Here is a 19509-nt window from a genome sequence, read left to right on the forward strand (position 1 = left end):
AGCTTATCACCTCCTTGTTTAGAGATATATTATATCACTGGTTAGAGAATTCGTGCGGGATAAATCCCGCTATCTGCACGACGCCGCTCGTTTCATCCCCCGCTTGAAAAGACGGGGGCTTTCACCATCGCTTTTCGGTAAATTTACCAAAGACGGTTGCGACTCGCGTTGACTCCCTCTACCTGAGTGCGATTGACTTCATCCAAAAATATCTCGGTTTCCTCAACCAAACGATTCAACTCCAGACAATCTGCACAAGCTGGATTAGGATTTCCGGTTCCGGGTTCTCTAGCAAATCGACGCGGACGTACTGGAGCAACTGCATTACAGCAACGCTCTGAAGCCTCTTCTAAGGCTTGATCAAGACGACGGGCATTCTCTAATATAGCTGGATCTAATTTTCCATCCTGATCAAAAATGGGTGCAGTATTGTTCCAGATGTTTGTTCCGGTAATATCTGACTGGTTGGGTGGTTGAGCATTAGCAGACATTGCTATCAAACCACTACCCATTAATACAGTAGTTATAGTCCAACCCATCCATTGCCTTACTTTCATCACATTTACTCCACATTTCAATTCATGCAAAACTTAGTCTGGGCGGGCGCGAGTTACATCTGTTGTGAAAAGGAAACGATAGTCGTGAAAAGAGCCCCTACACAGGCGTCGTTCCCTTAAGCCTAGCGTTGGGTCAAAACTTAAACGCGAAACCCGCACCCAAAACAAACCGCGCACCATCTCCAGCCCCCGTAATGTCTCGTAATGCTGGGGTAATTACCAAAGGGATATTTTTAAAGGGAGCAATGGACAAGCCCAAGCCCAAGTCTTGTCCAGTCCATTCGGCAATTAAACTCACAGGTTCAGCCACTCGCACCGCAACATTACCAAACACATTAATCGTTCCATTATCATCCTCTACCGCCTCCTCCGTGCGAAACTGTCCATTGCCAATTCCAGCCGTTATTGCCACACGACTAAACGGCTGAGTAATATCCTCTCGCGTCCGAATAATCTTACTCACCACGCTATAAACCGAATGCTCAAAGTCATTGTCATCACCCAGGTTAATCAAGCCATTCCACCCCGCCGCAACAGCCCAACCTTGGGGTAAGCGGCGATGCACTTTGGCATTAAAACCGCCACTGCCAAAATCCCGATTGGAGCCGAAACTGGCAAGTGTGTATGAGAGTTCTACCCCCACAGACTTTTCAGCATCGCCCAAACCAATGCCAATGCCTAAAGCCCCATCATTAACATCACTATAGCGGGTGCGTTCTTGATAAGTAGCGCTGACAAAGCCTGTATTGCGATGAGCGCCATAGGCTGTGGGAATGACAATACTCAGGGCTGGAGATGCGCGTAATTGAGCTTGAGTGTCTATATCTTCTAGCGATCGCAACTCCTCCTGCAAGCGGTTAACCTCCCGACAGGGTGAGGGTTGTGTCGGTTGAGTTGGTGCTTGTGCCAACATCGTCTGTTGAGTCGCATTACAGGGCTTTTTCGGATTAATGGCAACAGATTGCATTTTTTCCTTGACTTCCTTGTGTTCCCTATCTACGGCAAAACTATTGACATGAGGCTCATCTCGTGTATATCTGCCCCCTCTAGGTTGGCGATTTTCCGCTGTCTGTCTATCACTCACCCCTATTGGCACAACTGGGTGAGGACTGTCCAATTCGGGCGATGCCATCTCCCACTCAGAAGCCTCTTGGATTGGCAAGGTTAATTCTGATTCCCCGGAAAACTCCAGCCTGACCCTATCTTCCTCAATTGGTGATTGGTGATCAGGGATTAGTGACTCCTTCCATTCTGCTTTCAGAGAACCTTCTGCCCTCGCGCTGAAGCCTTCTGTATTCAACAAGCTGTCTGCCGTCTGCCGTCTACCGTCTGCCTTCTGCAAGGATTCTGGCGTAAATTCCTGGACAATAATAGATTCTGGTGAGGCAACAGCTTGAGTCTTAGTTGCTGATGTTGCGGATGTTCCTGGCTGAGTTTCACTCGGTTCAATCGAAGTCAGGACAACACTATCAGGCTGATAGGTTGTCTGCACTGAGGACTTTGCCCAAGCGGGATGGGAAAAACCTGGAGCAGCAATTGCCGCTACGCTATAGAGGGCAAGGCTGGATACATTCTGTAAAGATGTATTCAGGTGACTATCGCCTTTTTTCTCTAACGTTTGCGGAACAGGTTGATATTCCCTTGTGTAAAATTTATTAGCAGGATGTAAATTTTGATGACGAGCATTAAAGCTACGTTTGGCTGTCACAGTCTTAAATCCTTCCAAGGGTTTTGTCTTGTTCTACAGAAACTTCCTTCTGAATCAGGATAAAACTAGCCACCCCGGACAGGTCGCGGAAACAGGGTTATTTTATTTTCTTGAGAGATTACCCTGCTTTGTGGTGAAGTACGGTAATTGAATCAGATGATCATCTGAATTCAACCGGATTCCTAAGAGGATTATACAGGATTATAGGAATCTGTGAAGTCGTTTTATAAGTTAACTTGATGGAGAAAAAACAGAATAAAAAACATCCATAAAATAAATAACGAGATTAATTAAGCGAAGACTTATCTAATTACCTATTCCCTGTTCCCCATTTTAAACACCTGAACATGTCTCGACCTACTGTATACATTGCGATAACCAACCATGGCTTTGGTCATGGAGTTCGTGCGGCTTGTGTCGCCGCCGCAATCCAAAAGCTCTGTCCAGACATATTACTGATGCTGGTAACCACAGCCCCACGTTGGTTGTTAGACTCTTATATTCCCGGAGATTTTATTCATCGCCCCCGCGCCTTTGATATTGGCGTGATTCAGTCCGATAGCTTGACCATGGATAAAGCGGCGACATTGGCAAAACTCAAGCAAATTCGTGCATCCGAAAATTCAATAATTGCCAGTGAAGTTAATTTTATCAAAACCAATCGTGTAGAACTTGTGCTAGCTGATATTCCACCCTTAGCTGCCAAAATAGCGCAAACGGCGGGGATTCCCGGTTGGATGCTGAGTAACTTCGGCTGGGACTTTATTTACCGGGCGTGGGGTGGAGAATTTGTGGAGATTGCGGATTGGATTGGCGAGTGTTATGGCTTATGCGATCGCTTGTTTCGTCTCCCCTTACACGAACCCATGACAGCATTCCCCCATATTACCGATGTGGGACTCACGGGTGGGACACCCAGTTATCCAAAAAGCCAGTTGCGGGAAAGGTTAGGTTTAACCTCACCTCCAGACAAAACGGTATTACTCAGCTTTGGCGGACTCGGTTTACAAGCAATTCCCTACAATACACTGTCCCAGTTTCCCGACTGGCAATTCATCACCTTTGACGCCAATGCCCCCGATTTACCCAATTTACTGAAACTTTTGGGTCGAGACTATCGCCCTGTAGATATTATGCCCTTGTGCGGACGAGTGGTGTCTAAGCCGGGATACAGTACCTTTGCAGAAGCGCTACGCCTAGACATTCCCATTGTCTCTCTCACCCGCGAAGATTTTGCCGAATCCTCCTTCCTACTGGAAGGTATTCAAAATTATGGGTACCATCAAATTGTGACCCCCAAAGAATTTTTCCCAGGTAGCTGGGACTTTTTGCACCAATCCCCAAATCCTCCCAAACAATCCCAGCCTATCGCCAAAGATGGGGCTGACGCGATCGCTCAAGCTGTTGTCCATTATTTGCAAACTCACTCATCAAAGTTCCCTAACCTGACATGATAGCTACTGTGAATTCTCTGCTAGACAAAACCGCACCTACCCCGAAAACCTCAGATACACCGGAAACGCCTAAAACAACCAATACTCCAGAACTGACTGAAACGTCAGACAAGCCGAAAACGCCAGAGATTGCAGAGAGGGGGAAGACAGCTAAAACGTCCAAGACAACGGAAACCTCAAAGAACCCGAAAAGTTCAGAAACCACCGAAACTCTCAAACCGACTCAAACCCCCAAAACGACTGAAACGACTAAGACAAAGACAACCAAGACGACTAAAGCCACCAAGACAACCAAACCCTCAGACCCCAACAAAGAGAGTTCCACATCGTCTACCCTGGAATTAGCGGCTCATGATGTACGCTTGGTCATTGATCAGCAACGGGAGCAAAGCCAAACCCTAACCACTAAGTTAAATATCCTATTTGTTACCAACGGCGCCTTGTTCACTAGCTTAACCATATCACGGTTGTTATTTTTTCCCAATGGGTTTAGCCTTGCCGAACTTCTAGGATTTCTGATAAATTTCACTCTGCTGATCAACGCCTTCTTACCGCGCCAGTTAGCCGTTAGCCCCAATTTGGGCGATAAAAAATTTCTGGAACGTTATCTTGTCCTGTCACCGGAGGAATATCAACTGCGAATGATTGTTAACCTAGTAGAGACCTATAATGCAAACAAGCAGCGATTGGAGGATGTCTCATCATCCTTACAATATTCTGCCTATGTGACCTGGGGGTTAGCCTTGGTTGTTACCTTGCATGTTCTAGGGATTTACTTTGTGCCTTTGATTGACCTGAGTAGTTTTGGCTAGGTCTTGCGATTATGACTTCTCAACACGTTCACAACAACTCTTCTGGGAAACAGTTAAACTTACCAGAACCCGACCCAGACAACATCACGGTGTTGACGCGCAACCTGCCCAACAAGCCAATTTTACCGTGGAATCGTTATGATTCTCCTTGGCGTGATCCTGAGGTGGAACAGGCGGATGAGTCTGAGGTATTAGATACCGATGAGGTATCGAATACCGATGACATCGCCGAACAGGTTATGGCTGACACTCTAGAGGAATTAGCGGATGACGTTGAAGATAAAGTGGGTGAGACACAATGTCTAGAAGTTGTTACCGAGTGCATCGAAAAATCACAAACCCGGGAACTTGACGAGGAATGCGGTGAAACAGAAGCGTTAGAAAAGGTGGAATCCGCCGAGGTAGAACCTGAAGCACCCGACATTAACCCAGAAGCAGAATTTGATGAAGTGGAAAACGTAGATGAGGATGATCCTTTAGTCGCACACTTATCGGAGAAATTGGGAATTGGCGATCGCGAAGACGATGAGGAGGATGCTGAAGAATTACCAGAAGATGAAGAGCACGAAGAACACGAACTCAAGCAACTGGGTTAGCCTTCTAGCCAACAATTGAGAACCTCTGTCCTAATTCAATGAATCGATGACCCATTATCAACAGAAATTTACAATCAAGACAACGGGAAAATCCTTCACCAGAATCACCTCAAACGTCAAAGACATCGTTGAGGAGTCAGGAATTGGCACCGGACTTTGTACCGTATTTTTGCGCCACACTTCAGCCAGTCTGGTGATTCAAGAAAATGCTGACCCCGATGTTCTAACTGATTTATCGAATTTCTTTGCCAAATTAGTGCCAGAAGATGGCAGCTACATCCACGATACCGAAGGACCCGATGATATGCCCGCCCATATCCGGACGGCTTTAACCAAAACCTCAGAACAGATTCCCATTGGGAATGGTAGATTGATGTTAGGGACATGGCAAGGGATTTATATCTGGGAGCATCGCCAGCAGAGACACAATCGGGAGGTTGTGGTTCACATTTCTGGAGATTGATTGGGGAATGGTTAAGTAGGTGGGGATTGTCCTTTGTCATTGGTCATTTGTCATTTGTAAGGGTTTCAGGGTTAAAGTGAGTTATCAATAAAGATTCGTTTTACTCCCTCTAACCCCTCATCTAAGTTCACTCCGGCTTCCTCCACACCCGCTCCCGTTCCTCCCATTCACCCCGCATCTGACTCACCCATTCTTGAGCATCTTGACCTTTTAATAAATTGGGTGCAATTTCACGAAAATCTTGCAAAGAACGCTGACGTTTTTTCTATAGTTTCAGCAATATATTGAAGTAAATAAGCTGTTATGCATTTAAATTGGGAATGGGCAGTAACCAAGATGGTTGCATCACAAGGATTTCGCAGTTCCTAACATTATGGTTTAAATGACGAACAGCTTATTCATGATTATTATCAATTAGTTTATTTTTTCAAGGTTATTATTCTCTCTAATAACTGTTTTGTATACTAATTACTGGAGAACCATTTATGACAGCACTACAGTTGACTCATAAGTTTTGCCGCTAATTTTTCTACCGAATATGAGTGATAAGAAAGTCTTATAAATTAAGCTAAAGTTCCACGGTGTAATGCTTGTAGGTTGGGTTGACAAAGGAAACCCAACTAATCCAGCTTATAGCACTACGAGGCTACGTTAGGACATCAGTTAATCCCAGAGGGAACAGGGAACAGTAAAGAATGTCCTAACCTGTCTTAGTACCGCTATAAAAGCTAGGTTTTCCTCAAATCAAGCCAATCGCTACATACATAAGTAAAGTTTATCACACTATGTACGGGATAGCCTCATGGAAGAACTGCATCGCAATATTGGGTTCGTAGCAGTTCGCTAAAACAAACGTTTGGCGAAAGTCAGCATGAGTAGTTATGTGTTGGAGGCTTCAGCACTTTTGGCACTGTTAAATAATGAACCAGTTATTGTAGGTTGGGTAGAGCGATAGCGAAACCCAACAAGACTTCATGAGAGTTATGTTTCTTTCTGAAACGAATTAACCCGTCGCAAATCTAATGTCAACGGATATTCCGGACTCAATGATAATGGTGGAATCGAAATTATTCCCGGTGTATGATCCTCGGAGATAAACCTTTCCAACATCCGTGACTCTGCTTCCCGGTGATTAACAGGAAATTTCTCATAAACGATGCCATTGGGAGGATTCACGTCATAGCGACATCCGCCAATTGACCGTTGAATCCAGGTATCTACAATGTCAAATACTAATGGAGAATGAGAATTAATCGAGGGATGTAATAACGCCGCATATTGCCGTGCGCGGAAGCGTACCCCACCCACATAATCTCCCGGTATCCCTGTAGACTTTAACGGCACCGGATCACCATTACAAGTAACCTGATAACGGGATGAAAAAATATCTCGATTTGGCGAATGTCCCATCGCTCCCCGCAACCTCACCTGCATCCGTTCCATGGAAGAATCCACATAACGAGCCGTTCCGCCAGTACCCGTTTCTTCCCCTAAAACATGCCAGGGTTCGATCGCGTGTCGTAATTCTAACTCAATTCCCTCTCGGCTAATCTCGCCATAGCGGGGGAAACGGAACTCAAAAAACGGCTCAAACCACTCCCATTTAAACGGATACCCCGCCTCCTGTAACTCGCTGACTACCTGCCGCAAATCCTCGCCGATGTAGTACGGTAACAGAAAGCGATCGTGCAACATCGTCCCCCAGCGAATTAAATTCTGGGTATAGGGATGCTCCCAGAACCATGCCACCAGCGCCCGAATTAGCAGCATTTGCAGTAAACTCATTCTCAGATGGGGAGGCATTGCAAACGCCCGAAACTCAAGTAATCCCAACTGATTTCGGTAATTTTCTACCGGATAAAGCTTATCAATACAGAAGGCTGTGCGGTGGGTATTCCCTGTCACATCAACCAATAGATTGCGTAACAATCGGTCTACTAATTCCGGCGATACCTCCTCACCCGGTTGTAACCTTTGAAAGACAATCTCTAACTCATACAAACTCTCATGTCGCGCCTCATCAACACGGGGCGACTGACTGGTTGGTCCAACAAATAACCCAGCAAACAAATAGGACAAACTGGGGTGATTTTGCCAATAACTAATCAAACTTCTTAATAAATCGGGACGCCGTAATAGAGGACTCTCTAATGGAGTTTTGCCGCCAATCGTAATATGAGCACCGCCCCCCGTACTCACTCGCCGTCCATCTAACGTATATTTTTCTGTCCCCAAACGACAAAGCCGCGCCTCTTCATACAGCGTTGTGGTAATATCAACCAATTCCTGCCAATTTCCTGCCGGATGAATATTCACCTCAATCACACCCGGATCAGGCGTAATTTGAAACCCTTCAATTCCCGCATTACCGGGAGGCGTATAGCCTTCAATTAACACCGGGGTTTTGACCTTTGCGGCTGTCTGTTCAATCGCAGTGATTAAATCTAAAAAACTTCGCGCTGAAGTCAGAGGCGGTAGAAAGATATGCAGAATTCCTTGCCGAGCTTCTACACTTAAAGCAATACGAATTGCATTATCGGGCGAATCAATAAATTCAGGACTTGGTATGGCTGGGTTAGCGTCCAACGGTACAATTCCTTCCTGTACCAATTCCTCAGACCAATCTATGGAATTCAGGGGTAAACGGAACCCGGCGGGGGAGTCGCCAACCAGAAGATTCAACTTCTCATCCGGGAATCGCCAATGACAGGTACTCCAATACAATTGCTCATCTTTTAATACCGGTAATATCGGTAAAACATACCCACCGATGTCCCCTTCATTTTCATAAGCTGGAATAATACAGGTTGGATTAACACCCAGATGCTTCGCTAACGCCTGAATAAAAGACTCTCCGTGCTTTTGTATATGACTGTAATTCTTCCCTTCCTCTGCATACCACTCTGGATTCCGCCAAATAGGAATACCATCACTGCGCCAATAGCATCCCAATGCCCAACGGGGTAAAATCTCGCCGGGATACCATTTCCCTAAACCATAATGTAATAATCCACCTCCCTTAGAAAACCGGGCTTCTAAGCGTTTGAGTAACTGTCCGGCAATTTTCCGTTTCTCATCACCGAGGGCAGCAATTTGCCATTGGGGAGATTCAAAATCGTCAATGGAAACAAAAGTGGGTTCACCTCCCATGGTTAAGCCCACACCTGCACCTTGTAGCGTTTCCTCTACGGCTTTCCCTAAGGTATCAATCTCTTGCCATTGGGTTTCCGTATAGGGTTGACTGGGGCTGGCGATGTTCTCATGACGCGACACCGTTACAGCAAACTCCAATCGAGACTGGCAAGATTCACTGGTTCCCCTCACTGGAGACGCCGCTTCTGGGTTGGGAGTACAGACAAGGGGAATATGTCCTTCCGCCGCCAAGTAACCTGATGTGGGATCTAAACCAATCCAACCGGCACCAGGAAGATACACTTGTGCCCAAGCGTGAAAATCGGCACAATCGGCTTCGATACCTTGAGGTCCATCTATAGGGGGGTTGTCTTCTTTGAGTTGAATCAGATAACCGGAAACAAATCGCGCCGCTAAACCATAATGCCGCAAGATTTGCACCAGTAACCAGGCGGTATCGCGACAGGAACCGACTTTTTTGGTCAGGGTTTCTTCACAGGATTGAATCCCGGCTTCTAAGCGAATGGTATGAGAAATATCCTGGGCAAGCTGTTGATTAAGTGCTCCTAAAAATTCGGTAATATATATATCAGTTTTTCGATTCGTTTCTACCCAAGCTGATAAGAGTTTTTCCGATTCGCTGATTTCTCGAAAAGGACTTAGTTCTTTTTGTAGCTGGGGATCATAGTTAAAGGGATAGCGTTCAGCATACTGTTCCACCAAGAAATTGAAGGGGTTAATGGGTTGCAGTTGGGCAATAATATCGACTTCAATAGCGAGAGTATCGGTAGGCTTAGGAAAATTCAACCGGGCTAGGCGGTTCCCGTAGGGGTCATTTTGCCAGGTTAAACTATGCTCTTGAGGCTGGATGGTTAGAGAATAACTTTGAATAGGTGTGCGACAGTGAGGTGATGGACGCAATCCTAGGGTGTGGGGACCAAGAATAACGGGGCGCTCGAAGTGATAGGCAAGCTGATGATTTAGGTTAACTTTGATGGACATTGGTCATCCTTTTGTCATTGGTCTGGAAATAGGAAATTGATAATTGATAATTAATAATTGATAATTAATAATTGATAATTTATGATTTAATGCAATTTCTGATCTGGGAGGATGTTAGTGAAAGCAGATTGTTGACAATCACCGCCCTAAAAGGACGGTGATTTTTTCGTCGCAGGGACTCCAATGAATTTACCCTCGGAAAGCATCTTGACCGTGTGTCCCACGGCTGCAAGTCCACGAATACAGACTATCTGTGCTGCGGCTATATCCCGGTCGATTGTGTAGCCACATTCTGGGCATGAATGAACGCGCTGTGACAATGGTTTTTTGCCCGTTTGTGTTAAGCAATTTGGGCATATTTGCGATGTCTTTTTGGCGTCTACTTTTTGGAAATAAACACCCCGCTTAAAACAGCACTGGGGAAGAATATTAAGGAATTGACCCCAACCCGCGTCTAGACAATGCTTAGCTAGCATTCCCTTGGCTAAGGCTTTTAGGTTTAAGTCCTCAGCAAATATCATCCCCGCCCAATCACAAAGGTTATGAGCTAATTTCCAGTGATACTGTTTACGAACATTGGCAATTCGTTCATGCAGTCTACTGACCTTAGCTTGTGCCTTGCGCCAATTATTTGAACCTAGCCGTTTCCGACTAACCCTCTGTTGCAGCAATTTAAGCTGGCGTTCGAGGCGTTTAAACGGTTGCGGATTAGGAAATAATTGCCCATTAGACACAGCGACAAAATGACTTATTCCAACATCAATCCCAATGGGTTCTCCGTGGGGAAGAATCTCTGGTACAGACACATTCCACTGCAAAGTGAGCATAACGTACCAACCGGACGCACGCTTAACTACACGGGCTTGTTTAATGGTTGCGCCATCAGCTATAGGGCGCGATTGCCGGAAACGGACTAACCCAATTTTGGGTAGCTTAATTGTGTTTCCTTGGATAGGGTCTTTCCCTAACTGAGGAAACACAAAGGAATGCATTTTACCGACCTTTTTAAAGCGTGGAAACCCATGCCCACCTTCCCACATACTGACGAATGCCTGCTCTAACCGTTTAAGTGTCTGTTGTAGGACTTGTGAGTGGACTTGTTGCAGGTTTTCCCTTGTTTGGCGATAGGCAGTTAAAGCTACCGCTTGACGGTTATAGGTGGGACGGGGTACATCAGCCGGGATGATGTATTCACCGGGAAGGGAGCAAGCGTCTATCCGGCACGAACGAGAACGAAACCAATCTTTACGTTCAGCTAATGCGTAGTTGTATACACGGCGATTTTGCTCTAACCAATCTTCAAAAATGACTATTTGGTTAGAGGTTGGCTTAAGCTTGTACTCGTAGGTTAGACAGAACATTTGCATCACCTCCTTGCCGCTACTATACAGGACTTTTAGCTATCGTCACGTTATACCAATTTTCCATGATGTTGCGCCATATCCGACCCCCCTGGCGATAGCCCGGAGGGTGTATTCGTTGCATGATTACAGAAAAATGGTAGTAGAGTTTCCACTATCAGATTTAATTGAGCTGATGTCCGCAACTTGAACAAAAGCGAGCGCTAGGAGTCAGGGATGAGCCGCATTGAGGGCAAAAGCGTTTGCTGCTTTGAGCCGGAGACGAAGATGGCTTCGGTGATCCCATCCGCATCTCCATATTGCCCATCCGCATTTCCATGGGGTTCATGTTCATTTGCATGTCTCCCATATTCATCGGCTTCATCGGTTCCATCGGCTTCATCGGTTCCATCGGCTGCATCGGCTGCATCGAAGGCATGGATGAAGCGGGTGTGCTATCGACTTGCTGCACTTGCATTTGTTGGGAACTACCAACAGACGGAGTTCCACTGATTACGCCCATGCTGCTTCCTTGCACTTGAATAAAATGGTCACCTTGCGCTGTCGAAATCTTTAACACCACACCGTTAGGCGTGCGGAATATCTCCGGCGGTGATGTCCAGTTTCCCGTTTGAAACCCGTTACTGGCTTGTTGCTGCTGTCCGGGACTACCACTGAGAGTGGTGACAACCGTCTGTGTTCCTTGATTATCGAGGTAAACTCTTTGGCCTGTGCCTATCTCGCATACGTAAGCCATAATAACCTCTCCCAAAAAATTCTCCTTATATCATTATTCAGGGGAAAGGCAACATTGATGAAACTTCTTAACAATTATGTTAGATCAAGTCCAATCAGTAGGTCAGCACGGGTTAACGTCAACGGTGAGGATCATCATTGGCTCTATGTTCTTTGTCATTGGTAAGGGTTTGAGGGAGGTTTACACAACGTAACATCGTTAAGCGGAACCTCTAGGCGTTTCTGGGGAACTGCCCCCTGTAATGCCACAGTTGAGGTGGTGCGATCGGCGAAAATTGGCTTCTGGGTTCCCAGCATTTCCAGAATCATCTGGAAGTTTTTGGCATCTAAATCAACGGTGCGTTCTTGCTCACCATCTGCATAGGTAAACCAAAAGTGACCTTTGTTTTCCAGAGATTTCCACAATGCCTGATAGCTGGTAATTCGTTTCATCCCACCTTCCCCATCTTCCCCACCTCCCCCATCTTCCCTATTTACGCCCAGGCTCCAGTCTGGATATCGTTATCGGGCCAATGTACGGCAACAGCCGATGTGGAGTGATCGCCGAAAATCGGCTTATCTGTATCTAAAATATCGAGCATGATTCGGAAATTGTCGGCATCTAAATCTTCCGTGCGTTCTCTATCGCCATCAAAATAGGTAAACCAAAAGTGACCTTTATTGTCTAGGGGTCTCCACAGTGCCTGATAACTGGTAATCCGTCTCATTTGCATTTCGGGTTTTTTCATATCTGGCTGACTTTGAGTGCTTCTACTTTCCATCGTTGACAGATGCCCCTGTTGCATGTTGGTTCTAAGTGTGTACTTATGTTTCGATTTTACGCTAAAGTACACTGAAACGGAATCACCTAAATCTAGTGGTGTGACACAGCTAAAATTGTGGAAGAGATTTTACGGTTAAATCGGACACCATCCTTTGCGCCCTTACGGTTTCTGGGTGTGCCACACTTATCATCCCACTGATTCCGGCACGGGCAAGATTACCGTAAAGGTGTGGGATTAAATTATCGGGTTAAAAACTGCTTGAGTTTCTACTTTGCTCTCGCTCCAGAAGCTGTTGCTCCATTTTATGCTTGTAGAGCGCTACTTCAATCGTGGTCGCTAAATCTTTGGATTCAAAGGGCTTGAGCAAGTAACCATAAGGTTCTGTGAGTTCAGCCCGCTCCAGAGTCTCCGCATCATTATAGGCACTCAGATATACTATGGGTAGTTGGAACTGTTGGCGCATTTGAGCAGCCGCTTCAATTCCATCCATCTTGCCTTTGAGCTTGATATCCATCAGCACTAAGTCGGGAGGGTTTTGCCGGATTCCAGTAATCGCAACTTCGGCGGATATCACATTGGCGGTTATGATATATCCGAGGGCTTCTAGTCGATTTTGAATACTGAGAGCGACAACCCTCTCATCTTCAACGACTAAAATTTTGGCTTTGACCATTTGTTTAGTTGAAAATACAAAATGATGCGTCCTAACCGATATGGCGATTGCTATAATTACAACTTCCCATGGGAAAAGTAATATTAACTTCTGTTCCCTTTTCCAGGTTAAAGCTTAGATCACCCTCCAATTGTTCAGTCAGAACATTAATGAGTTGTAATCCTAATGATTTAGGTTTAGCAAATTCAAGGTTTGGTGGAAATCCCACGCCATTATCTTTGACCGTTAGGTGACATCGATCACCAGATTCTGCGGTAAGAAATACCTCAATCGTCCCTTCTCTGTCATCCGGAAACGCATATTTGAGAGCGTTGGAGACTAATTCACTAATAATCAAACCACAGGGAATGGCTGTATCAATGGTTAAGTTAACCTCATGGATACAAAATTCTAAATTCACTGGGTTGGATTCGACAATATAAATTTGAAACAAATAACTGGTCAGATTCTCTATGTACTCGGCAAAGTTAATCCGGGCAAAATCTTGAGATTGATATAATTTTTCATGAACCAGCGCCATTGACTTAACCCGATTCTGACTTTCCTGGAATAACTCCACTGTCGTTGGATCGGTAATGTACTGAGATTGTAAATCCAACAGACTCGAAATCACCTGCAAATTATTTTTAACCCGATGGTGAATTTCCTGAAGCAAGACTTCTTTTTCTCGCAGAGAGGCTTGAATTTGGATTTCAGCTTGCTTGCGCTCCGTGATATCCAGATTAATTCCCATCACCCGTACAGGCTGACCTGCTTCATCGTAAAATACCTGAGATTTGCTTTCCACCCAACGCAGGTTACCCTCGTTTCTGAGAATGCGAAATTCAATATCATAGCAATCTTCCTGCTGATCAATCGCTCGTCGATCCGCCTGGTTGACGCGATCGCGATCTTCGGGATGAACCATTTCCAGGAACGTTTCGTAGCTAATCTGCGTAGTTTTGGCGTCTAACCCATACAGATGTTGCAGATGATAGGAACAGGTAATTTGTTCCGTCTCCAGATTTCTATCCCAGAATCCCATACGAGCCGCATCTAGGGCTAAACGTAATTGCTCTTCACGTTGGCGTAGCTGTTCTTCGGCGAGCTTACGTTCTGTCACATCGAGATTTAGTCCAATTGTCCAGATAGGCTGACCTGTTTTGTCATAAATAATCTGACCTTTGCTTTGAATCCAACGCACAATCTGATCGGGCCAAATAATCCGGTATTCAATATCATAATCCTCCCCCGTTTTAATCGCCTTTTGCATATTTTTCTTAACCAGTTCTTTATCTTCCGGATGAACCTTTTCTAAAAATTTTTCGTAGGGAATTTCTGGACGATCAAATGCCAATCCATAGAGTTGTTCGAGGCGATGAGACCAAGTGATGGTTCCAGTTTGCAAATTCCAATCCCACTTTGCCATTTGTGCGGCATCTAGGGCAAGACGTAAGCGGGCTTCACTTTGCTGTAAGAGTTCCTCTGCTAGTTTACGGGCGGTGATATCTGTACTCACACCTAGAACTTGATTTACCTGTCCATCTGGAGAAACTAAGGGAGTTTTAATAGTTTGATACCACCGCATTTCACCCCTGTGATTCCAGGAAAATTCTTCGGGAATTAACTTGGGCTGTAAGGTCGTCAATATCTCTTGGTCTTCAGCGAGGAAGCGTTCTACCTCTGCCGCATTATTATGGAGTTGTGCTGTTGTTTTTCCCAGCAATTCCTCTACCGGAATACCCCAATGCTCGGCAAACATGCGATTTGCTAAAATATAATTTCCCACTTTGTCTTTAACATGAATTAAATTCGGATTTGTGTCAATAATTGTTTGCAAAAAATCTTTTTGATCTTGCAATTCTTGCTGAGCCTTTTGACTTTGAGTGACATCAATTCCCACACAAACAATGTTTGTTCCTTGCTGGTATTTCTGAGCAGCAATCAGGTGGTATCTACGGGAACCATTAATATTAATTTCAAGAATATTTTGGTCAGTTTGAGCCGAACTCTCTATAAACTGCTCGATATGGCTGACAAAGGTCGGATTATTGTTGAGAAAGCCGAGGGGTTGACCGACAAAATTTATCGGCGACAGGTTGAACATGTCTGCCAAATACTGATTAACTCCCAGGTATTGTCCTTGGCGATTCATCCAGGAGACGCACCCTGGCACCGCATCCAAAACCGCTTGCAGTTGCTCCTTGGCTTGTTGTAATTGTATCTCTATCGTCTGACGGTGAGTAATTTCTTGCTGGAGGCGGATATTCGCTTGTTCTAATTCGGCGGTTCGTTCGCTAACTCGTTGTTCCAATTGGAGATGAGCCTGTTGCAGGAGAAATTCAGCCTGTTTGCGATCGCTAATATCTTGAATCAGAGCAATCGTGTACTCGGAGAAGCCATTAGCGCCACGAACGGCTGACACCGACACATTCACCCAAACCAGATGACCTTGCTTGTGAATATAGCGTTTTTCGGCGTTCAGGTGAGTAATTTCCCCAGTGATCAGTTTCTGTAAGTTTTGATAGCACTCTGTCAGATCATCGGCATGGATAAACAGATGGAATGACTTATTTAATAATTGATCAGCGCTGTAGCCGAGTAGATCTTGCAGCGCCCGATTAGTATGCATGACCCGCCCTTGAGCATTCGCGATCGCCATCCCAATCGGCGCTAACTCAAATACGGTGCGGAAACGCGCTTCACTGTCACGCACAGCTTGTTGAGCCTGATGAATTTCGGTAATATCGCGGCAAACGCTGAGGACGAATTCGACGGAACCATCCGGGGCAAATTCGGGCACCAGACGCGATTGGTAATACCGTTGTCCATGGGGGGTCAAGAAACTGAATTCACTCTCATTTTCCTCACCCTTGTGGAACACAGTTTGTAAGGATTCCTCCCATACTGGGATAACAGATTCTGGTAATCCTAATTCCCGGTGGGTTTTCCCCAGAAAGTCCTGATAGGGTATACCTGTTTGCTGTTCAATGACTGGATTGACGTAGACATGACGCAGATTGAGATCAAAGCGAGCGACGATATCCGGAGAATGATCCAGTAGGACTCGAAATTCCTGTTCCCGTTGATTGAGCGTGTCTGCAATCTGTTTGTCTTCGGTAATATCTTCGGTAATCGTGGCGAGGAGAACTTGAGGAACACCTGTTTGGCTTTCCCCCCAGGGATTAGGGATGATAAAAGAGCGCGATCGCACCCATCGGATTGAGCCATCAGATTTGACAATTCGATACTCTTGCGGCACTTCACTTGCGGGTTGTTGAGTCCAAGCCGCCGCCACTCGCTCTCGATCCCTGGGCTCAATCCCATTGAGGATACACTGTAGATACCCTCCCGGATGATTCAATAATTGTTCAGGAGTGTGACCCCATATCTGCTCAGCCGCCCCATTGACATATAATAACTGATGCCGATTCACCGAGGTCAACCAAAAGACATCCGCAAAAGGTTCTGTCATCCCACTTTATCCTTAATCTGGCTATAAAAATTGTAAAGACAACCCGGTTGGTTGTCTTCAACAGCGCTATGAAAAAATACGATTTTACGGAATCAGTTTCGGAATTGTCAAACAATTGTCAACAGGGGGACAGGGGCGGGTTTAACAGAGCAAAGTTTTGTCGATGTCCGATAACTTTACTCACACCCGCCCTTGTTGGGGGTAGCAACTTGGTTTGAGTGACATCCTCCCACACCATAATCTTTGATTTGGTGTGGGCTTCCAACATCGCTGTTAGACATTGCTGCCCTGCGCCACTTATCTAGGCAAAATGCCCCCGACAGCCCGACTTGACAGCCAATTTCTTTCCCCCAGAGTCCCTGGGTACTCAGTTGCTCATAGCCTCGGTTACAGATTTCCTGTGCTGAGGCTATATCTCTATCGACCTCATACTTGCATTCTGGGCAACTATGCCATCTATCCGACAGTTCTTTTCTGACTTCAATGCGGCAATTTGGACAAGTCTGAGATGTGCCTTTGTGGTCAACTTCAGCAATATAAACACCTCGCTGCTTGCCCACATAGAAGAGAATATCCCTGAACTGACCAAACGCTCCATCAACTGTATGTTTGCCTAGAAACCCTTTCGCCATAATTCGGAAGTCGATATCTTCCAAGAAGATGGTTCCTGCCATGTCACACAGTTTGTGAGCCAATTTGAACTGATAGTCTTTCCGCTTGAAAGCAATATGATTGTGTTGACGCTCTACCTTGAGTCTGGCTTTTTCATAGTTTTTAGAGCGCTTCTGTCTTGACGAGCTACAAGGTGCGCCTTTCGGCGACGCGGGGTCTCGTCGCTTTTTCTTGGATAATCTGCGTTGCAGCACTTTCAGCCTACGGTGCATATCCTTGAAAAATTTGCGTCCTGGCTCTATGAAGCCATCCAATCTTTTAGTTCCCTGAGTGCATAGTTATACGCATGACGGCAAGTTTCGAGCCATTCATTCAATAACTCGACCTGTTTCTCGTCTGGGTAAATTCGATAAGTGTAGTTGAGATTCAGCATAGAAGTAATCTTACCACAAAAGGCAAGTCACAGTAATTGCTGATTTTACGCCTGTTTGACCGGATAAAATCAGCTTGGGGGTGATCCCAAGTATCCCACACCAAATCTCCAGATTATGGTGTGGGACTTATGGTTCCTCCCCCAATCCCCCACCGCAAGTTAAAGCAAGCCCTTGTCTTTGCTGTACCCCTACCCAAGATAGATTTTGTCGAGGATGTTCTACCGCTACTTACCCTTGTGCTGCCATGGACAGGATTAGGTCAATCATGCGATTAGAATAGCCCCACTCGTTGTCATACCAAGCCACGACTTTGAAGAAGTTGGAGTTGAGTTCCATACCTGCCCCAGCATCAAAGATGCTAGAACGGGGATCGGTGGTGAAGTCTGTGGAAACAACGGAGTCGTCCGTATATCCCAGAATTCCTTTGAGTTCCCCTTCCGAGGCTTTCTTCATCGCGTCACAGATTTCTTGATAGCTGGTGGCTTTGTCGGTACGGAAGGTGAGGTCAACCACCGAGACATCGGGAGTCGGTACACGGAATGCCATGCCGGTAAGTTTGCCTTTGAGTTCGGGTAGAACCAAAGTGACGGCTTTGGCTGCACCTGTAGAGGCGGGGATAATGTTTTGAGTCGCACTGCGTCCACCCCGCAAGTCTTTCTTACTCGGTCCGTCTACAGTGGGTTGGGTTGCGGTCATGGCGTGAACGGTGGTCATCAAACCTTCTGCCAAACCGAAGTTGTCTTGAATGACTTTGGCAATGGGAGCGAGGCAGTTTGTGGTGCAACTGGCGTTGGATACGACAGTATGCTTGTCGGGATCGTAGCTTTTGTGATTCACACCCATCAAGAGGGTGGGGACTTTTTCTGGGTCTTTTTCTTTAGTGGGAGCCGAGATGACGACTCGCTTCGCCCCTGCGGTGAGGTGCTTGGATGCACCAGCATAATCGGTAAATAGACCCGTGGACTCAACCACATACTCAGCGCCATATTTACCCCACGGTAGTTCTTCGGGATTCTTGATTGAGACGCAGGGGATTACCTTATCGTTGACGACAATGGCGTCGGGTTTGGCTTCTACCTTACCGTTGAAACGACCATGGGTTGAGTCGTACTTTAACAAATAGGCGATACTCTCTGGCGGAACCAGGTCGTTAATGCAGCAAAACTCGATATTGGGGTTTTCTAGTCCAGCCCGGAAAACTAGGCGTCCGATGCGACCAAATCCATTAATGCCGACTTTGATAGGTGCCATGAAATTCTCCTTTTGGTTAATTTGTACTGAGTATGCCAGGGTATGCTCTAGGGTACAGCGTCAAAGGGGAGCATACTAAGTATCAGCCAATGCCAATGTAAGCGTTTTCAGTAGCATTCGTCTGACATGACATTAGCTGTACCCGCGTCTTCTTTAGGTTTTCTTTAGAATGCTCCCTGCTCAAGAGTTAGGTATCTCCTACTGTTTATAGACGGATTGTCAATTCTTTTCAAGCTTGCAGGTTTCGGCAAGATTCGTCAATTGGCATTTGGAGAATCATTTTCCAGGACGTTGAACCTAAATCTGCTACAACTGATACTGAAAATTTAGTCAAGCTGATCCGGTGTAGACGGATGTTGCCTGTGTCTATCTCTACGATTGAAAAACTTGATTGATGAGCTTGCCCTGAGCCGTTGAGTAGCTCCATTATCCTTCTCCAAGAGAGTTGCTAGCTTGGCATAAGTCAAAGGATGGGATAGGTAGGTTGGGTCGAGGAGCTTG

The 19509-nt window shown here is 45.8% G+C and carries 16 protein-coding genes and 1 pseudogene; 4 read left to right on the forward strand and 13 right to left on the reverse strand.

Going from position 1 to position 19509, the window contains the following annotated elements:
• Window positions 1–143: 143 nt before the first annotated feature.
• Together RLO19_RS21335 and RLO19_RS21340 are read right to left on the reverse strand one after the other, a co-directional pair.
• Window positions 144–557: a hypothetical protein gene (locus tag RLO19_RS21335; RefSeq protein WP_446359439.1), complete on the reverse strand. Its 414-nt coding sequence runs from the start codon at window positions 555–557 to the stop codon at window positions 144–146.
• A gap of 133 nt (window positions 558–690) precedes the next feature.
• Complete coding sequence (locus tag RLO19_RS21340) at window positions 691–2265, reverse strand: hypothetical protein (RefSeq protein ID WP_446359440.1); 1575 nt, start codon at window positions 2263–2265, stop codon at window positions 691–693.
• A 347-nt stretch (window positions 2266–2612) separates the two neighbouring features.
• Between RLO19_RS21340 and RLO19_RS21345 the strand changes: the two genes are divergently transcribed.
• Genes RLO19_RS21345 through RLO19_RS21360 form a run of 4 tightly spaced genes read left to right on the forward strand, consistent with a single transcriptional unit; the run spans window position 2613 to window position 5590 of the window.
• Window positions 2613–3719 (forward strand): glycosyl transferase, encoded by a 1107-nt coding sequence (locus tag RLO19_RS21345; RefSeq protein ID WP_446359441.1) that lies wholly within the window; start codon window positions 2613–2615, stop codon window positions 3717–3719.
• Window positions 3716–4531 carry a hypothetical protein gene (locus RLO19_RS21350; RefSeq protein WP_446359442.1) on the forward strand — a complete coding sequence of 272 codons (816 nt, stop codon included), beginning with the start codon at window positions 3716–3718 and terminating at the stop codon, window positions 4529–4531. Before RLO19_RS21345 ends, RLO19_RS21350 begins: the two co-directional genes overlap by 4 nt.
• A gap of 11 nt (window positions 4532–4542) precedes the next feature.
• On the forward strand, window positions 4543–5127 hold the full coding sequence (locus tag RLO19_RS21355; protein WP_446359443.1) for a hypothetical protein: 585 nt from the start codon (window positions 4543–4545) through the stop codon (window positions 5125–5127).
• 46 nt (window positions 5128–5173) lie between these two features.
• On the forward strand, window positions 5174–5590 hold the full coding sequence (locus RLO19_RS21360) for a secondary thiamine-phosphate synthase enzyme YjbQ (RefSeq protein WP_446334825.1): 417 nt from the start codon (window positions 5174–5176) through the stop codon (window positions 5588–5590).
• A gap of 981 nt (window positions 5591–6571) precedes the next feature.
• Here the strand turns inward: RLO19_RS21360 and RLO19_RS21365 are convergent.
• The 11 genes and pseudogenes from RLO19_RS21365 to RLO19_RS21415 all read right to left on the reverse strand — a co-directional run bounded on the left by RLO19_RS21365 (window position 6572) and on the right by RLO19_RS21415 (window position 19435).
• Complete coding sequence (locus RLO19_RS21365; protein ID WP_446359444.1) at window positions 6572–9724, reverse strand: transglutaminase family protein; 3153 nt, start codon at window positions 9722–9724, stop codon at window positions 6572–6574.
• Window positions 9725–9870: 146 nt separating this feature from the next.
• Window positions 9871–11085 (reverse strand): RNA-guided endonuclease InsQ/TnpB family protein, encoded by a 1215-nt coding sequence (locus RLO19_RS21370; RefSeq protein WP_446359445.1) that lies wholly within the window; start codon window positions 11083–11085, stop codon window positions 9871–9873.
• A gap of 163 nt (window positions 11086–11248) precedes the next feature.
• Window positions 11249–11821: a zinc-ribbon domain-containing protein gene (locus tag RLO19_RS21375; RefSeq protein ID WP_446359446.1), complete on the reverse strand. Its 573-nt coding sequence runs from the start codon at window positions 11819–11821 to the stop codon at window positions 11249–11251.
• 155 nt (window positions 11822–11976) lie between these two features.
• On the reverse strand, window positions 11977–12252 hold the full coding sequence (locus tag RLO19_RS21380; protein ID WP_446359447.1) for a hypothetical protein: 276 nt from the start codon (window positions 12250–12252) through the stop codon (window positions 11977–11979).
• Between the two features lie 41 nt (window positions 12253–12293).
• Window positions 12294–12548: a hypothetical protein gene (locus tag RLO19_RS21385; RefSeq protein ID WP_446359448.1), complete on the reverse strand. Its 255-nt coding sequence runs from the start codon at window positions 12546–12548 to the stop codon at window positions 12294–12296.
• A 283-nt stretch (window positions 12549–12831) separates the two neighbouring features.
• Window positions 12832–13257, reverse strand: coding sequence for a response regulator (locus RLO19_RS21390; RefSeq protein WP_446359449.1), 426 nt, complete (start codon window positions 13255–13257; stop codon window positions 12832–12834).
• Window positions 13258–13288: 31 nt separating this feature from the next.
• Window positions 13289–16711: a PAS domain S-box protein gene (locus RLO19_RS21395; protein ID WP_446359450.1), complete on the reverse strand. Its 3423-nt coding sequence runs from the start codon at window positions 16709–16711 to the stop codon at window positions 13289–13291.
• Window positions 16712–16887: 176 nt separating this feature from the next.
• A pseudogene (locus tag RLO19_RS21400) lies at window positions 16888–17634 on the reverse strand (RNA-guided endonuclease InsQ/TnpB family protein); the annotation flags it as partial.
• Complete coding sequence (locus tag RLO19_RS21405; RefSeq protein WP_446359451.1) at window positions 17622–17756, reverse strand: helix-turn-helix domain-containing protein; 135 nt, start codon at window positions 17754–17756, stop codon at window positions 17622–17624. The pseudogene RLO19_RS21400 and the gene RLO19_RS21405, both read right to left, overlap by 13 nt.
• A 229-nt stretch (window positions 17757–17985) precedes the next feature.
• Entirely contained in the window at window positions 17986–19008 is a 1023-nt protein-coding gene (gap, locus tag RLO19_RS21410; RefSeq protein ID WP_446359452.1) for a type I glyceraldehyde-3-phosphate dehydrogenase, read from the reverse strand.
• 229 nt (window positions 19009–19237) lie between these two features.
• Window positions 19238–19435 carry a hypothetical protein gene (locus RLO19_RS21415; RefSeq protein ID WP_446359453.1) on the reverse strand — a complete coding sequence of 66 codons (198 nt, stop codon included), beginning with the start codon at window positions 19433–19435 and terminating at the stop codon, window positions 19238–19240.
• Between the last annotated feature and the right edge of the window lie 74 nt (window positions 19436–19509).

The organism is Coleofasciculus sp. G2-EDA-02, from assembly GCF_040226375.1.
GTDB lineage: Bacteria > Cyanobacteriota > Cyanobacteriia > Cyanobacteriales > Coleofasciculaceae > Coleofasciculus.

Bases quoted from the DNA above. Each gene is read 5' to 3' on its own strand.
- RLO19_RS21335 (WP_446359439.1), bottom strand. From the start codon at position 557: ATGAAAGTAAGGCAATGGATGGGTTGGACTATAACTACTGTATTAATG.
- RLO19_RS21345 (WP_446359441.1), top strand. From the start codon at position 2,613: ATGTCTCGACCTACTGTATACATTGCGATAACCAACCATGGCTTTGGT.
- RLO19_RS21350 (WP_446359442.1), top strand. From the start codon at position 3,716: ATGATAGCTACTGTGAATTCTCTGCTAGACAAAACCGCACCTACCCCG.
- RLO19_RS21355 (WP_446359443.1), top strand. From the start codon at position 4,543: ATGACTTCTCAACACGTTCACAACAACTCTTCTGGGAAACAGTTAAAC.
- RLO19_RS21360 (WP_446334825.1), top strand. From the start codon at position 5,174: ATGACCCATTATCAACAGAAATTTACAATCAAGACAACGGGAAAATCC.
- RLO19_RS21365 (WP_446359444.1), bottom strand. From the start codon at position 9,724: ATGTCCATCAAAGTTAACCTAAATCATCAGCTTGCCTATCACTTCGAG.
- RLO19_RS21370 (WP_446359445.1), bottom strand. From the start codon at position 11,085: ATGTTCTGTCTAACCTACGAGTACAAGCTTAAGCCAACCTCTAACCAA.
- RLO19_RS21375 (WP_446359446.1), bottom strand. From the start codon at position 11,821: ATGGCTTACGTATGCGAGATAGGCACAGGCCAAAGAGTTTACCTCGAT.
- RLO19_RS21380 (WP_446359447.1), bottom strand. From the start codon at position 12,252: ATGAAACGAATTACCAGCTATCAGGCATTGTGGAAATCTCTGGAAAAC.
- RLO19_RS21385 (WP_446359448.1), bottom strand. From the start codon at position 12,548: ATGAAAAAACCCGAAATGCAAATGAGACGGATTACCAGTTATCAGGCA.
- RLO19_RS21390 (WP_446359449.1), bottom strand. From the start codon at position 13,257: ATGGTCAAAGCCAAAATTTTAGTCGTTGAAGATGAGAGGGTTGTCGCT.
- RLO19_RS21395 (WP_446359450.1), bottom strand. From the start codon at position 16,711: ATGACAGAACCTTTTGCGGATGTCTTTTGGTTGACCTCGGTGAATCGG.
- RLO19_RS21405 (WP_446359451.1), bottom strand. From the start codon at position 17,756: ATGCTGAATCTCAACTACACTTATCGAATTTACCCAGACGAGAAACAG.
- gap (WP_446359452.1), bottom strand. From the start codon at position 19,008: ATGGCACCTATCAAAGTCGGCATTAATGGATTTGGTCGCATCGGACGC.
- RLO19_RS21415 (WP_446359453.1), bottom strand. From the start codon at position 19,435: ATGGAGCTACTCAACGGCTCAGGGCAAGCTCATCAATCAAGTTTTTCA.